This is a genomic window from Plantactinospora sp. A48 (assembly GCF_055793945.1).
Genome location: NZ_JBTIXF010000002.1, coordinates 1 through 14,371, shown reverse-complemented (window position 1 = coordinate 14,371; position 14,371 = coordinate 1). Strand labels below are relative to the sequence as shown.

The following is a 14,371-nucleotide window of genomic DNA, read 5'->3' as shown; positions in this document are numbered from 1 at the left end:
CGGTCGGCCCGACCGGCTTGCAAACCGGTCCGGCCGGCTCACCACGACCGGCTCACTCGGCCGGCTCACCACGACCGGCGCCCAGGTCTCCGGTCCAGCGCCGGAACAGGGTGTGCCGGACACCCAGCGCGTCCAGCACCTTGCCGGCGACGAAGTCCACCAACTGGGCCGCGGTGGCCGTCGCGCCGGCGCCGTAGAAACCGGGACTCGCCGGCAGCACCACCGCCCCCGCGTCGTGCAGGGCGATCAGATGCTCAAGGTGGCTCCGCGTCACCGGTGTCTCGCGGGGAACCACGACCACCGGACGCCGTTCCTTCAGGTTGACCTCGGCAGCCCGCTGGAGCAGGTCCTTCGACAGCCCGATCGCGATGCCGGCGCAGGCCGCCGTGCTGGCCGGCACCACGGCCATCCCGCGCACCGGGTACGACCCGCTGCTCGGCCCGGCCGCCAGGTCGCCCGCCGGCCAGTACCTCAGGTCGGCACCGGCCAGGTCGCGGCCGAGCCAACCGGCCAGGTCGTCCCGCCAGTGCGCGTCCCGGAACGGCTGCCCGGTCTCGTCCAGCAGGGTCAGCCGGGCGGCCCGCGAGACGATCAGGTCCACCGGGTCACCGGCGTCCAGCAGCCCACCGAGCACGGCCGCCGGATACGGCGTACCGGAGGCTCCGGAGACCCCAACCACCCACGGCCGGCGCATGGCTCAGCGAGCCTGCCTGGCGCGGTGGCTGCCGGGGAACGACCGGCGCCGGCTGCGGGCACCGGCGCCCCGGACGCCCGGCGGGGTGGTCATGCCCGCAGGTCCAGCCGGAAGATCAGGTCCAGCAGGGCGAAGACGAACAGCGCGATGCCCACGAAACCGTTCGCGGTGAAGAACGCCCGGTTGACCTTGGACAGGTCGGTCGGGCTCACCACCACGTGCTGGTAGCCGAACGCCACGGCGGTGAGCAGCAGCCCCAGCCACCACGGCCAGCCGTAGCCGACAAGCTGACCGAACCACACGAACAACGCGAAGGTCACCACGTGCGCCACCGTCGAGGCGTGCAGCGCGGCCCGCAGGCCGTACCGGGCCGGCACGCTGCGCACGCCGATCCGCCGGTCCACCTCGGCGTCCTGACAGGCGTAGATCAGGTCGAACCCGCCGATCCACAGCCCGACCGCCGCGCCCAGCAGCCAGGCCGGTCCCGACCCGGCGAACGACCCGGTCACCGCGATCCAGGCCCCCACCGGGCCGACCGCCTGGGCGACCCCGAGGATCGCGTGCGGGAAGTCGGTGAACCGCTTGCCGTACGGATAGATCACCAACGGGACCGCGGCGAGCGGCGCGAGCGCCAGGCACAGCGGGTTGAGCAGCGCCGCGGCGCCGAGGAAGACCACCAGCGCTACCACCGCGCCGGTCCAGGCCGTCCGCACGCTCACCGCGCCGGTCACCAGTTCCCGCCCGGCGGTACGCGGGTTCCGCGCGTCGATCCGGCGGTCGATGATCCGGTTCGCGGCCATCGCGAAGGTACGGGCACCGATCATGGCCACCGTGATCAGCAGCAGGTCGACCCAGCGCACCCGGCCGCCGTTCACCCGCATCGCGGTCAGCGCGGACAGGTACGCGAACGGCAGCGCGAACACCGAGTGCTCGATCGCCACCAGTTTGAGGAACGACTTGACCCTGCCGGGCCGCTCCGCCACCGCGGTCATCAGATCCCGTACTCCTTCCAGCGCTTGTCCACCAACGCGGTGACCTCCGGCGACATCCGCATCGACTCGGGCCAACCCCGGGTGTAACCCTCCGTCGGCAGCTTGCGGGTCGCGTCCACGCCCGCCTTGCCGCCCCAGAACTGCTGGTACGACGCGTGGTCCAGATGATCCACCGGGCCCTCGGTGAGCAGCAGGTCCCGGGCGTAGTCGACGTTGCCGAAGGCCCGGAACGCCACCTCGGCGTAGTCGTGCACGTCGCAGTCGTCGTCCACCACCACGATCAGCTTGCTCAGGCTCAGCAGGTGGGCGCCCCAGATCGCGTTCATCACCTTCTGCGCGTGCTTCGGGTAGCGCTTGCGGATCGACACGATCACACAGTTGTGGAACACGCCGGCCGCCGGCAGGTCGTAGTCGACGATGTCCGGGATCAGCAGCTTCAGCAGCGGCAGGAAGATCCGCTCGGTGGCCTTGCCGAGCCCGTGGTCCTCCTGCGGGGGCTGGGAGGTGACGATCGAGTGGTAGACCGGTTCCCGTTGCATGGTCATGGTCTCGATGTGCAGCACCGGGAACGGCTCCACCGGGGTGTAGAACCCGGTGTGGTCCCCGAACGGGCCCTCGGGCAGCCGCTCCCCCGGTTCCAGGTAGCCCTCCAGCACCACCTGGGCCTGCGCCGGCACCTGGAGCGGCACGCTCAGGCAGTCCACCATCTCCACCCGCTCGCCGCGCAGGAACCCCGCGAACAGGTATTCGTCGATGTCCCCGGGCAGCGGGGCGGTGGCCGCGTAGTTCAGCACCGGGTCACAGCCGATCGCTACGGCCACCGGCAGCCGCTGGCCGAGCCGCTCGGCCACCGCGTGGTGCGCGGTGGAGTCCTTGTGGATCTGCCAGTGCATCCCCAGGGTGTTCGGCGTGTGCTGCTGGAGCCGGTACAGCCCGAGGTTCCGCTTGCCGGTCTCCGGATGCTTGGTGTGGGTCAGCCCGAAATTGTGGAAGATCCCCCCGTCGCCGGGCCACACCTGGAGACCGGGCAGCCGGTTCAGGTCCACGTCGGCGCCCCGGTAGACGACCTGCTGGCACGGCGCCGTCTTCACCTTGCGCGGCGGCACCGACTTGAGCTGGAGCACCTTGCCCAGCCCCTCCCGGATCCCGGACCAGCCCACCGGCAGCTCCGGCTTCACCAGCGCGCCGATCCGGTCGCCGATCTCGTCCAGCGAGTCGACCCCGAGCGCCATGGCGGTGCGCTTCTCGGTGCCGTACAAATTGATCGCCACCGGCATCTCGCCCCGGGTGGGACGCTCGAACAGCAGCGCCGGCCCACCCGCCCGGACCGTACGGGTGACCACCTCGCTGATCTCCAGGGTGGGGTCCACCGGCACGCCGACCCGACGCAGCTCCCCGGCCCGCTCGAGAGCGGTCAGGAAGTCCTTGAGATCCGGGTACGGAAAGCCACGTGGTGCCATGCCACCCAGTCTCCCGCACGCCCGCCGGGCGGAAAGGAAGGGCCCCTTGTTATCGCTTTTTGTATAGGAAGGGCCCCCTCTTAACGCCCGCTCGGCAGGGCCCGCCGATCACGCTCCGACGGGCTCCCAGGCGTACCGGGCCAGCGGCGCGTCGAGTGGCGCGCGGACCAGCCGGTTCGCGAAGGTCGAGATCGTGTACGTCCCGACCCCGAGCACCACGTCCAGGGCGTGCCGCGGCGCAAAACCGGCGGCGAGGAATCCGTCCAGCTCCGCTTCGGGCACCCCACCTCGGTGTTCGAGCACGGCGAGGGTGAACCGGCGCAAGGCCTCCAGTCGCGGATCGGGCAGCGGCGCGCCGGACCGCAGCCCGGCGATCACCTCGGCCGGAGCGCCGGACCTGGTCAGGACAGCGGTGTGCATCGCCACGGTGATCTGGCATTCGATGCGGGTGCCGACGGCCATCGCGACGACCTCGCGCTCCAACTGGTCCAGGCCGCAGTCCTCGAAGGTCCGGTTGCTGCCGAGGAAGCCGTTGAGCAGTTCCGGTGATTCGGCGAGCAGCTCGACGCTGGCCGGAAGGTAGCCGAGCGTGCGCTGCATCCCCGCCATCACCGGTTGGACGGCAGGCGGTGCGGTGTCGATGGTGTGCGGGGAGAAGGTTCTGGACATGTTTGTCCTTTCCTGTCATGACGGGTCGGATCTGCAGGTCGCCGTGCGGACCATGCTGCGGACCGGCGACGCGGGTCGCGGTCCGGACCGGCGGCGCGGACCGGCGACGCGGGTCGCGGTACGGACCGGCGACGCGGACCGGCGGCGCGGACGGGCCACTGCCCGCGGCACCGCGGAAACCCGCGTCACCGCGCAACCCGCTTCCTGGAGGGAAGCTGCCCCGCCCCGGACGGAGAAGCCGCCGGCACCGGGTCAGTCCGGCGTCGATCCGGTACGATAGTCAACGTGGTTGACGAAATAGTAAACGTGGTTGACGAGATTTGCAACCGCGCCGGCGGCACCGGCGGTGGCCGTCGTCGCGGCGACGATCCTGGCCGTCACAACCGTCACCGAGGTAGTAGCGGTGATCAACGCAAGCATGGTCGTCACGAGCGCGGGCATCACGAGCATGGTCAACACGAGCGCGGGTATCACGAGCGCGGGTATCACGAGCGCGGGTATCACGAGCGCGGGTATCACGAGCGCGGGTATCACGAGCGCGGGTATCACGGGCGTGCCCGTGGCTGATCCGGATCGACCCGGCTTCCTGCTGCCGCTGTTGCTGCTGGCCGGTTTCCGCACCCTCATCGACGAGTTGCACACCAACCTGGCCGTCGAGGGCCACCCCGAACTGCGGCCACTGCACGGGTTCGTCCTCCAGGCGGTGGGACCCGACGGCACCACAGCCACGGAACTCGGACACCGGCTGGGCATCTCCAAGCAGGCCGCCGGCAAGACCATCGATCGACTGGTGGCCGTCGGTTACCTCGAACGGGTCGACGACCCGCACGACGCGCGCCGCAAGATCGTCCGGATGACCGAAGCCGGGCTCGACGGGCGGCGGCGATCGGCAATGATCTTCGACGAACTGCGCGACCGGTGGGCCGGCACCATCGGCCCCGAACGGCTTTCCGCGCTGGAGGAGGACCTACGGCTGCTCGCCGCCGCCAACCTGTACCGGCTGGACGTACCCGGTTGGTTCAGCGGCTGATCACGTGGACGATGGTTGCCGCTCAGACAGGTCATCCCGACATGATCAACTCAATATCGGCGACATAGGGGGTCCGGGTCATCCCAACCCCCCGATATCGCCGACCTTGGGGTGGACCGGTCAGGGTCAGGCGGCGAGGCCAAGCCGGTACGGCGACGCACCGAACCGCCGGGTCGGGGCCATCCGACGCCGAGCCCGGCGGTCGGCCTACCCGCGCCCGGCGTCCGAAGGAGGAGCGCCGGGCTACTTCACCCCGGAGTACGAGTGCAGCCCGCTGATGAACAGGTTCACCCCGAACAGGTTGATCAGCATGGTCACGAAGCCGAGTACCGCGATCCAGGTGGCGACCGTGCGCTTGACGCTCGGGGTCGCGCGGGCGTGCAGGTAACCCGCGTAGACCACCCAGGAGATGAACGCCCAGGTCTCCTTGGGGTCCCAGCCCCAGTACCGGCCCCAGGCCGCCTCGGCCCAGACCGCGCCGGCCATCACGCCGAAGGTCCAGATCGGGAAGGCGAAGGTGTGCAGCCGGAAGGTCATCCGTTCCAGCGTCGCGGCCGGCGGGGTGCGCCGACCCAGCGCGTACGGGAAGGAGCGCTTGCCCTCCTCGTAACCGTTGCGGATCAGGAACATCACCGCGGGCACGGCGCCGAGCAGGAACAGCCCGGAGGCCAGGCTGACCGCCGTGATGTGGATGACGAACCAGTACGAGTTGAGCGCCGGGACCAGCGGGCCGATGGGTACGTAGACCACCAGCCCGGCCATGGCGAGCAGCAGCACCTCGGCCAGCGCGACGAACAGGCCCAGGTGGCGGATTCCGGGGTACCACCGGAGCGTCACGAGCCAGCCGGCGATCGCGACGAGCGTCGCCATCAGCACGTACTCGTACATGTTGCCCCAGGGGAGCCGGTCGGCGGCGATGCCCCGGGTGACGATCGTGGCCAGGTGCACTACCGCGGCGAGTGCCGTGAACAGCACCGCGAGCCGGCCCATCCGGGCGGCCCGGGAGAGCGGGTCGACCGGTCCGGTACCGGCCACCGGCCCGTCGGAGTCGACGCCGGGGCCCGGGGCGGGCGGCTCCTCGCCAACCAGCGACCCGGCGCCACCCGATCCGGCGTCACCCGATCCGGCGCCATCCCATCCGGCGCCACCCGAGCCGGCGCCCACCGCCACCAGTTCACGGGCGGGGCGGATCGAGCCACGGCCCACGGCGCTGCGGTTGCCGAAGGCGTACTCGGCGGCGTGGCAGATCATCGCGACCAGATATCCGAAGATGGTCGCGACCAGAAGCTGGTCGGACAACGCAGCCATCAGTTGGTCCCCTTCCGCTCGCCACCACGACCCGACGCGGCGCCCTCGACCCCGCCATGGTCGGCGGAACCGCTCCCCTCACGGTCGACGGTCCGGTCCTCGGAACCGCTCCCGTCACGGTCGACGGTGCGGTCCTCGGACCCGCCGCCTACCGCGGCGACGAGTTGGTCGAACTCGTCGGCGAACCCGGCGTAGTCGGCGCGCGGCAGTCCGCCGGCCTCCACCAAACTACTACCGCTTGTCGTGGAACCGCCCTCGGGGGCGGGTATCACCCGGAACCAGACCCGGCGGCGGCGCCCGGTGAGCGACAGCATCAGCCCGACCAGCAGCATGGCCGCGCCGCCGAGCACGATCTGCTCGCCCGGGTCGTACCGGACGGCGAGCGTGACGAACGGCCGGGTGCCCAGGAACTCGACCCGGCTGCCGTCGTCCAGCGTCCAGGACTCGCCCGGCTTCATCAGCCGGGTGCCGATCTGCTTGAGCTTGCCGTTGGCGATCTGCCGCTGGTTCAGCGCGTAGACCGAGCCGGGGATGCCGGCCTCCATGCCCAGGTTGCCCCGGTACGCGACCAGGTTGAGCAGCGGGTTCCGCTCGGCCGGGTACGTCGAGCGGACGTACGGCGCGGACGAGGGCGCGGTGGGCAGGTAGAGCCCGTCGAAGGCGATCTGCCGGTCCGGATCCCGGGCACCGGTCTCCGGGTCGATGTTGATGTCGGGGAAGATCGCCACCCCCTGCCCGGTCACCATCCCGTCCACCGTGGGGAACGGCGCCACCCGGGTCTGCGCCCGGCCGGTCCGGTCGGTGTACCGCAGCACCGGCGCGTACCCGTGGCCGAGCAGGTAGACGTTGGCGTGATGCAGTCGCAGCGGGTCGTTCACCGAGAAGTTGACGCTGCGGCCCGCCCGGCCCTGCTCGTCGACCTGCACGGTGGCCCGGAACGACTTCGCCTGCCCCGAAGACTGGTACGTCGCCGCGAAGTCCGTCAGCTCGAGGCAGAACGGCGGCAGGTCCGTCGAGTCCAGCCGGGGACCGAGGCCGACCTCGGCGTACTGCTGGACGACGTTGCAGAACCGCTGGTCCGCCCCGGCCACCAGCAGGCGGTTGCCGTGCCAGCCGTACCAGGAACCGAGCCCGACCCCGACCAGGACGGCGATCAGGGTCAGGTGGAAGACCAGGTTGCCGGTCTCCTTGAGGTAGCCCTTCTCGGCGGCGACGGTGTCGCCACGGACCACGACCCGCCAGCGGCGCCGGCGCAGCACGGCCGCGATGGCCGCCGGGTCGGTGCTGGCGGAGTCGGCCAGGACCCGGTGTTGGGGCAACCGGTCCAGCCGGCGCGGTCCGGCGGGCGGTGCCGCGCGCAGCGCCCGGAAATGGTCGCGGGACCGGGGCAGGATGCAGCCGACCAGCGAGACGAACAGCAGCACGTAGATGGCCGAGAACCAGGGCGAGGCGAAGACCTCGAACGCCCCGACGGCGTTGAGTGGCGGGAACAGCTTCGGATGCTGGGCCTGCCAGTCGTTGACCTTGTCGATGTTGACTCCGCGCTGCGGCAGCAGGGAGCCGGGGATCGCGGCCACGGCCAGCAGGAACAGCAGGACCAGCGCCGTACGCATGCTGGTGAGCTGCCGCCAGGAGTTGCGCAGCAGCGCCAGCAGCCGGTTGGGGCGGCGCGGCGGGCGCGGTGCGGGTGGCGCCGGTGGGCTGGTCACCCCGGTCGCGGTGGACATCAGATTCCCACTTCCCCGGTGCCGAACGTGGTCTGCAACCAGATGATGAAGCTCTGCCAGCCGCCGGTGACCAGGGCCAGCCCGACGATGATCAGCAGCGCGCCGCCGACCCGGGTCACCCAGCGGCTGTTGCGGCGGATCGCCCGGAACAGCCCCAGCAGCCGGGAGAAGCCCAGTCCGAAGGCGATGAACGGCAGGCCGAGGCCCAGGCAGTACATCACGGCCAGCACCACCGCGCGGTCGGTCTGCCCGGCGACCGTCGCCATCCCGAGCACCGCGCCCAGGGTGGGGCCGGTGCAGGGCGCCCAGGAGAGCGCGAACACGGCGCCGAAGACCGGTGCGCCCAGCAGCCCGGCGGCCGGTAGCCGGTGCAGCCGGAACTCGCGCTGGAGGCCGGGGACGAGCCCCAGGAACGCCACGCCGAGCACGATGATCAGGCCACCCACCACCATCTCCAGCATCCGCCGGTGGTTGAGCATGGCCTGACCGATGCCGGCGAACAGGATCGCCGTGAGCAGGTAGACCGTGGTGAAGCCGGCGACGAACAGCAGGGTCCCGGCCAGCACCCGGCCCTTCACCGACCGGCTCGGGCCGGTCCCCGCCCCGCGACCCTCCAGGTCGGCGCCGGCCAGACCGGTTACGTACGACAGGTAGCCGGGCACCAGCGGCAGCACGCACGGCGAGAGGAAGCTCACCAGCCCGGCCAGCGCCGCCGCGCCCACGGCCAGCAGCAGCGGGCCGGAGCGGACCAGGTCGGCGAAGGTGGCACCCATCAGCGCTGGACCGGTTCCTCGGCGGCGACCCGTTCGACGACCGGCCGCAGGTCGTCGGCGCGGATCGGCACCCGGATCACCACGGCGATCCGACCCTGCCGGTCCAGCACCACGGTGGCCGGGGTCGCGTTCGGTGGCACCGCGAAGCCGAGCGCAAGTTTGCTGCCGGGGTCGTACACGCTGGGGTAGCTGATCCGGCCCCGCTCGAAGGCGCGGGCCGAGTCCCGGTCGTCCTGGGTGTTGATGCCGAGGAACCGCACCCCGGACGCCTTCGTCGCCTGGTACGTCGACTCCAGGTCGTCGGCCTCGGCGCGGCAGGGCGCGCACCAGGAACCCCAGAAGTTGACCACGACGACCTGACCCCGGTCCTGGGCCACGTCGTACGACCCGCCGTCGATGAGCGCACCGCTGATCGGGGTGGGCGCGGGACGGTTGTCGGGGGCGCACTGGACGATGCCCGCCGACGTGGTCTCGCAGTCCTTCCGCCAGTCGAACCGGTCACCGCCGTCCGAGCAACCGGCCAGGGCCCCGACCGCGAGCGCGGCGAGGACTCCGGTGAGCACCCGAAGGCGGCGCATCAGGCCCCCTTGGCCGTCCGGGCGCCAGGTGACAGGGCGACCAGGTGGGCGGCCGGCTCGGAGTAGCCGATCCCGACGATCTTGGCGCCGTCGAAGTGGAACGAGGTGAGGCTGGCCAGCCCGCACTGCCGGCGCCGAGGGTCGTGCCACAGTCGCTTGCGTTCGACGTACCGGCGCAGCGTCCAGATCGGCAGCTGGTGCGAGACGCAGACGGCCTCGCGGCCCTCCGCGGCCACCCGGGCGGCCTGGATGGCCGCGAACATCCGCTGGGCGATCGTCAGGTACGCCTCACCCCAGGACGGCGTGATCGGGTCCCGCAGCACCCACCAGTTGCGCGGATCCCGGAACGAACCGTCGCCCGGCGAGACCCGCTTGCCCTCGAACCAGTTGGCGCTCTCGATCAGTCGCTCGTCCACCCCGACCGGCAGCCCGAACTGGGCCGCGATCGGCTCGGCGGTCTGCTGGGCGCGTTCCAGCGGGCTGGCCACCACATGTACGACGTCCCGCTCGGCGAGCGACTGCGCGGCGGCCTTGGCCATCTGCACACCCAGCTCCGAGAGCCGGTAACCGGGCAGCCGGCCGTACAGGATCTTCTCGGGGTTGTGCACCTCGCCGTGCCGCAGCACGTGGACGATCGTCTCCCCGCTCATGATCCTCCCCCGACCTTTCGGGCCTGGGCAGCGGCCCGCGCCGCCCTCGGCAACGCCTCGGCGACCCGGGCGAACGCGCTCTCGTCGGTGGCCAGCGCGTCGGAGACGAACCATGCCTCGAAGGCGCTCGGCGGCAGGTAGACGCCGTCGGCCAGCATCGAGTGGAAGTACGCCCGGTAGGCGTCGACGTCCTGGGTGCGGGCGGTGTCGTAGTCGACGACGTCACCGTCGGTGAAGAAGATCGAGAACATGTTGCCGGCGTTGGACACCCGGTGCGGCACCCCCGCGCCGGCCAGCGCCTCGCTGGCCAGCCCGGCCAACCGTCCGGCGGCGGCGTCCAACCGCCGGTAGACGGCGTCGTCGGCCAGCCGCAGCGTGGCCAGCCCGGCGGCGCAGGCCAGCGGATTGCCGGACAGCGTGCCGGCCTGGTAGACCGGCCCGGCGGGGGCCAGCCGGCCCATGATCTCGGCCCGGCCGCCGAACGCCGCCGCCGGCAGGCCGCCGCCCATCACCTTGCCGTACGTGAACAGGTCCGCGTCCACCGGTTCGTGCCCGGCCCAGCCGCCCCGGCTGACCCGGAACCCGGTCATCACCTCGTCGACGATCAGCAGCGCACCGTAGGCGTGCGCGATGCTCGCCAGTTTGGCGTTGAAGCCGTCCCGGGGCGCGATCACGCCCATGTTGCCGGCCGCCGCCTCGGTGATGATGGCCGCGATGTGCTGGCCCTGGTCGGCGAAGGCGGCCTCGACGGCCGCCACGTCGTTGTACGGCAGCACGATCGTCTCGCTCGCGGCGGCCCCGGTCACGCCGGGCGAGTCGGGCAGCCCGAGGGTGGCCACCCCGGAACCGGCGGCGGCCAGCAGCGCGTCCACGTGCCCGTGGTAGCAGCCGGCGAACTTCACGATCCGAGAGCGGCCCGTGTAACCACGGGCCAGCCGGATCGCCGACATCGTCGCCTCGGTGCCCGAGTTCACCAGCCGGACCTGCTCGACCGGGGTGCGGTCGACGATCTCGGCGGCCAGGTCGACCTCGCCGGGGGTCGGTGCGCCGAAGCTGGTGCCGTCGGCCGCCGCCGCCCGTACCGCGGCCACCACCTCGGGGTGGGCGTGACCGAGGATCAGCGGACCCCAGGAGTTGACCAGGTCGACGTAGTGGCGGCCATCCGCGTCGGACAGCCAGGCGCCCGCGCCGCGCACCATGAACCGTGGCGTGCCGCCGACCGCGCGGAAGGCGCGTACAGGAGAGTTGACCCCGCCCGGCACGATGCTGCGGGCGCGGTCGAACAGGGCTTCGGAGGCCGGCGCCGCGCTCGGGTAGGGAGCGCCACCAGCAGGGTACGGGTCAGTCACGGCTTCCTCATTCTGTCAGCGTCACCCCGGTGACCGGCAGCGCCCCCCGCTCCGGGTTACCGAGGTCACGCCGGCCCGCCACGCCCGCTCGACGGGCCGGGTCAGCTAGATCGCGATAGGCTGACCCGCGTGGAGCGTGCGGAGCTGACCATCACGGTGCAGCGTACGACCGACGAGGTGGTGCTCGGCCTCGCCGGTGAGATCGACATGCTCACCGCCACCCGGCTCTCCGCGGTGGTGAACGAGGCGCTCGCCGAGCCACCGCCCCGGATCGTCCTCGACCTGACCGGGGTGACCTTCTGCGATTCGCAGGGTCTGGGCACCCTGGTCGTGCTCAGCCGGAAGGCGAGCCACGCGCAGAGCCTGCTCCTGCTGACGAACGTCGGCGACTTCCTGCTCCGGGTCCTCGACATCACCGGCCTGCGCTCGGCACTGATGATCAAGAACGAGCAGTCCACCGGCTGACCCGCACCGCTCCCCCTGCACAACTCCGCGAGTCGGTCAAGGCGGTCGGGCTTCGGAAAGCGCTTCCCCTGATCCGGCATCCTGATCAACACGGCCCGGCAGGGACGGCGGGTGGTTGTGTGGGTGACAGTCGTCCATTAGGGTCCATGACGCGCGGAGCAACGAAGAGGGTCGATGTAAGCGCTTACCCGCCAAGCGCGGCGCGCGGTCCCGTCAGGCCAAGGGCAGGCCACCACGGTGACGCCGGTGCCGTGCGCACGACCTCCTCGGAGGCATCCTCATGTCCCGCATCATTCCGCGCCGTACCGCCGTTCTCGCGGCGGCCTCGGCGGCCATGCTCACAGCCGGCACCCTCGGCATCGTGACCGCCGCCGAGGCGGCCGCCGGTTGCCAGGTCGACTACCAGATCTCCAGCCAGTGGGGCGGCGGCTTCGGCGCCAACGTCACCATCACCAACCTCGGTGACCCGATCAACGGCTGGACGCTGACCTGGTCGTACGTCGCCGGCCAGCAGGTCACCAGCGCCTGGAACGCCACGGTCACCCAGTCCGGCACCCAGGTCACCGCCAAGGACGCCGGCTACAACGGCTCGGTCGGCACCGGCGGCACCGCGTCGTTCGGGTTCAACGGCTCGTGGAACAACTCCAGCAACCCGGTGCCGACCTCGTTCGTACTGAACGGCACGCCCTGCAACGGAACGGCACCCACCCTGCCGCCCACCAGCGCCCCGCCGACCAGCGCACCGCCCACCAGCGCGCCGCCGACCAGCGCGCCCCCCACCAGCGCGCCACCGACCAGCGCGCCCCCCACCAGTGCGCCGCCGACGAACCCGCCGGCCGGGGCCAAGCAGCTGGAGAACCTGGACCGGGGCCTGGTCAGCGTGCGCTCCGGCAACGGCAACCTGGTCTCCTGGCGACTGCTCGGCACCGAGACCTCCGGGGTGTCGTTCAACCTGTACCGGGGCTCAACCAAGGTCAACTCCACCCCGATCACCGGCGCCACGAACTACCTCGACTCCGGGGCGGCGGCCGGCACCGCGTACACCGTGCGGGCCGTGGTGAACGGCACCGAGCAGGCGGCATCGGCGCCCGCGTTGCAGTTCCCGTCCGGCTACCTGGACGTGCCGATCCAGCCACCGGCCGGCGGCACCACCCCGGACGGCGTCTCGTACACCTACTCGGCCAACGACGCCAGCGTCGGCGACCTGGACGGTGACGGACGGTACGAGTTCGTGCTCAAGTGGGACCCGTCGAACGCCAAGGACAACTCGCAGTCCGGCTACACCGGGAACGTCTTCGTCGACGCGTACACCCTGACCGGCACCCGGCTGTGGCGCATCGACCTGGGCCGCAACATCCGGGCCGGCGCCCACTACACCCAGTTCCAGGTGTACGACTACGACGGCGACGGCCGCGCCGAGGTGGCCATGAAGACCGCCGACGGCACCCGTTCGGGCACCGGCCAGCTCATCGGGTCGTCCTCCGCGGACTACCGCAACTCCAGCGGGTACGTGCTGTCCGGTCCCGAGTACCTGACCATGTTCGACGGACGCACCGGCGGCATCCTGTCCACCGTCAACTACGACCCGCCGCGCGGCACCGTGTCGTCCTGGGGCGACTCGTACGGCAACCGGGTCGACCGCTTCCTGGCCGCCACCGCGTACCTGGACGGACAGCGGCCCTCGCTGATCATGGCCCGTGGCTACTACACCCGGGCGGTCATCGCGGCCTGGGACTTCCGCAACGGCAGCCTCACCAGGCGGTGGACCTTCGACTCGAACAACTCCGGCAACGGCGCCGCCGCCGGCCAGGGCAACCACAACCTGGCGGTGGCCGATGTGGACAACGACGGCCGCCAGGAGATCGTGTACGGCGCCGCCACGATCGACGACAACGGCCGGCTGCTCTACTCCACCGGAAACGGCCACGGCGACGCCCTGCACGTGGGCGACCTCGACCCGAGCCGCGCCGGCCTGGAGATCTTCAAGGTCGACGAGGACTCCAGCAAGCCCAGTTCCTGGTTCGCCGACGCCCGGACCGGCCAGGTCCTCTGGACGACCCCGCCGAACGGTGACAACGGTCGCGGCGTCTCGGACGACGTCTGGGCCGGCAGCGCCGGCGCCGAGTCCTGGTCCGCACACGCCGACGGCCTGCTGAACACCCGGGGACAGAACGTCGGCCGCAAGCCGTCCTCGATCAACTTCCTCGTCTACTGGGACGGCGACCCGGTACGCGAACTGCTCGACGACACACACATCGACAAGTACGGCACCGGCGGCGACACCCGACTGCTCACCGGCAGCGGCGTGGCCTCGAACAACGGCACCAAGGCCACCCCGTCGCTGTCGGCCGACATCCTCGGCGACTGGCGCGAGGAGGTGGTCTGGCGTACCAGTGACAGCCGGGCACTGCGGATCTACAGCACCCCGAACGAGACCTCCACCCGCATCTACACGCTGATGCACGACCCGCAGTACCGGGCCGCCATCGCCTGGCAGAACACCGCCTACAACCAGCCCCCGCACCCGGGCTTCTTCATCGGCAACGGCATGTCCACCCCGCCCACCCCGAACATCTACCTGCGCTGACCCGCCCACCCGGCACCGGGGGGGGGGGGGGAGGTGGGGGGGGGGGGGGGGGGGGGGGGGGGGGGGGGGGGGGGGGGGGGGGGGGGGGG

The 14,371-nt window shown here is 71.5% G+C and carries 14 protein-coding genes; 3 read left to right on the top strand and 11 right to left on the bottom strand.

What is annotated here, in order from left to right:
* Positions 1 to 52 precede the first annotated feature (52 nt).
* The 5 genes from ACXN5W_RS01665 to ACXN5W_RS01645 all read right to left on the bottom strand — a co-directional run bounded on the left by ACXN5W_RS01665 (position 53) and on the right by ACXN5W_RS01645 (position 4,364).
* Positions 53 to 694, bottom strand: coding sequence for a UbiX family flavin prenyltransferase (locus tag ACXN5W_RS01665; RefSeq protein WP_473156319.1), 642 nt, complete (start codon positions 692 to 694; stop codon positions 53 to 55).
* An 89-nt stretch (positions 695 to 783) separates the two neighbouring features.
* Entirely contained in the window at positions 784 to 1,686 is a 903-nt protein-coding gene (gene mqnP / locus ACXN5W_RS01660; RefSeq protein ID WP_473156318.1) for a menaquinone biosynthesis prenyltransferase MqnP, read from the bottom strand.
* Positions 1,686 to 3,146: a menaquinone biosynthesis decarboxylase gene (locus tag ACXN5W_RS01655; protein ID WP_473156317.1), complete on the bottom strand. Its 1,461-nt coding sequence runs from the start codon at positions 3,144 to 3,146 to the stop codon at positions 1,686 to 1,688. Before ACXN5W_RS01655 ends, mqnP begins: the two co-directional genes overlap by 1 nt.
* Before the next feature lie 108 nt (positions 3,147 to 3,254).
* Positions 3,255 to 3,815: a carboxymuconolactone decarboxylase family protein gene (locus tag ACXN5W_RS01650; protein ID WP_473156316.1), complete on the bottom strand. Its 561-nt coding sequence runs from the start codon at positions 3,813 to 3,815 to the stop codon at positions 3,255 to 3,257.
* Positions 3,816 to 4,067: 252 nt separating this feature from the next.
* Complete coding sequence (locus ACXN5W_RS01645) at positions 4,068 to 4,364, bottom strand: hypothetical protein (protein ID WP_473156315.1); 297 nt, start codon at positions 4,362 to 4,364, stop codon at positions 4,068 to 4,070.
* Positions 4,365 to 4,374: 10 nt separating this feature from the next.
* Between ACXN5W_RS01645 and ACXN5W_RS01640 the strand changes: the two genes are divergently transcribed.
* Entirely contained in the window at positions 4,375 to 4,845 is a 471-nt protein-coding gene (locus ACXN5W_RS01640) for a MarR family winged helix-turn-helix transcriptional regulator (protein WP_473156314.1), read from the top strand.
* A 243-nt stretch (positions 4,846 to 5,088) separates the two neighbouring features.
* Here ACXN5W_RS01640 and ccsB read toward each other — a convergent pair whose 3' ends face one another.
* From ccsB to hemL, 6 genes are read right to left on the bottom strand one after another with little or no spacing between them, the layout of a single operon-like run.
* Positions 5,089 to 6,153, bottom strand: coding sequence for a c-type cytochrome biogenesis protein CcsB (gene ccsB, locus ACXN5W_RS01635; RefSeq protein ID WP_473156313.1), 1,065 nt, complete (start codon positions 6,151 to 6,153; stop codon positions 5,089 to 5,091).
* The gene (gene resB, locus ACXN5W_RS01630) at positions 6,153 to 7,880 is read right to left on the bottom strand and encodes a cytochrome c biogenesis protein ResB (RefSeq protein ID WP_473156312.1); all 1,728 of its coding nucleotides are present in this window, start codon (positions 7,878 to 7,880) and stop codon (positions 6,153 to 6,155) included. The genes ccsB and resB overlap by 1 nt, the downstream gene beginning before the upstream one ends.
* Complete coding sequence (locus ACXN5W_RS01625) at positions 7,880 to 8,653, bottom strand: cytochrome c biogenesis CcdA family protein (RefSeq protein WP_473156311.1); 774 nt, start codon at positions 8,651 to 8,653, stop codon at positions 7,880 to 7,882. The genes resB and ACXN5W_RS01625 overlap by 1 nt, the downstream gene beginning before the upstream one ends.
* Positions 8,653 to 9,231, bottom strand: a complete 579-nt coding sequence (locus ACXN5W_RS01620) for a TlpA family protein disulfide reductase (protein WP_473156310.1) — start codon at positions 9,229 to 9,231, stop codon at positions 8,653 to 8,655. Before ACXN5W_RS01620 ends, ACXN5W_RS01625 begins: the two co-directional genes overlap by 1 nt.
* Positions 9,231 to 9,881: a histidine phosphatase family protein gene (locus ACXN5W_RS01615; protein ID WP_473156309.1), complete on the bottom strand. Its 651-nt coding sequence runs from the start codon at positions 9,879 to 9,881 to the stop codon at positions 9,231 to 9,233. Before ACXN5W_RS01615 ends, ACXN5W_RS01620 begins: the two co-directional genes overlap by 1 nt.
* On the bottom strand, positions 9,878 to 11,230 hold the full coding sequence (hemL, locus tag ACXN5W_RS01610; RefSeq protein WP_473156308.1) for a glutamate-1-semialdehyde 2,1-aminomutase: 1,353 nt from the start codon (positions 11,228 to 11,230) through the stop codon (positions 9,878 to 9,880). Before hemL ends, ACXN5W_RS01615 begins: the two co-directional genes overlap by 4 nt.
* 129 nt (positions 11,231 to 11,359) lie before the next feature.
* Between hemL and ACXN5W_RS01605 the strand changes: the two genes are divergently transcribed.
* Positions 11,360 to 11,695, top strand: coding sequence for an STAS domain-containing protein (locus ACXN5W_RS01605; RefSeq protein ID WP_473156307.1), 336 nt, complete (start codon positions 11,360 to 11,362; stop codon positions 11,693 to 11,695).
* Positions 11,696 to 11,975: 280 nt separating this feature from the next.
* The gene (locus tag ACXN5W_RS01600) at positions 11,976 to 14,282 is read left to right on the top strand and encodes a rhamnogalacturonan lyase family protein (RefSeq protein WP_473156306.1); all 2,307 of its coding nucleotides are present in this window, start codon (positions 11,976 to 11,978) and stop codon (positions 14,280 to 14,282) included.
* Positions 14,283 to 14,371 lie beyond the last annotated feature (89 nt).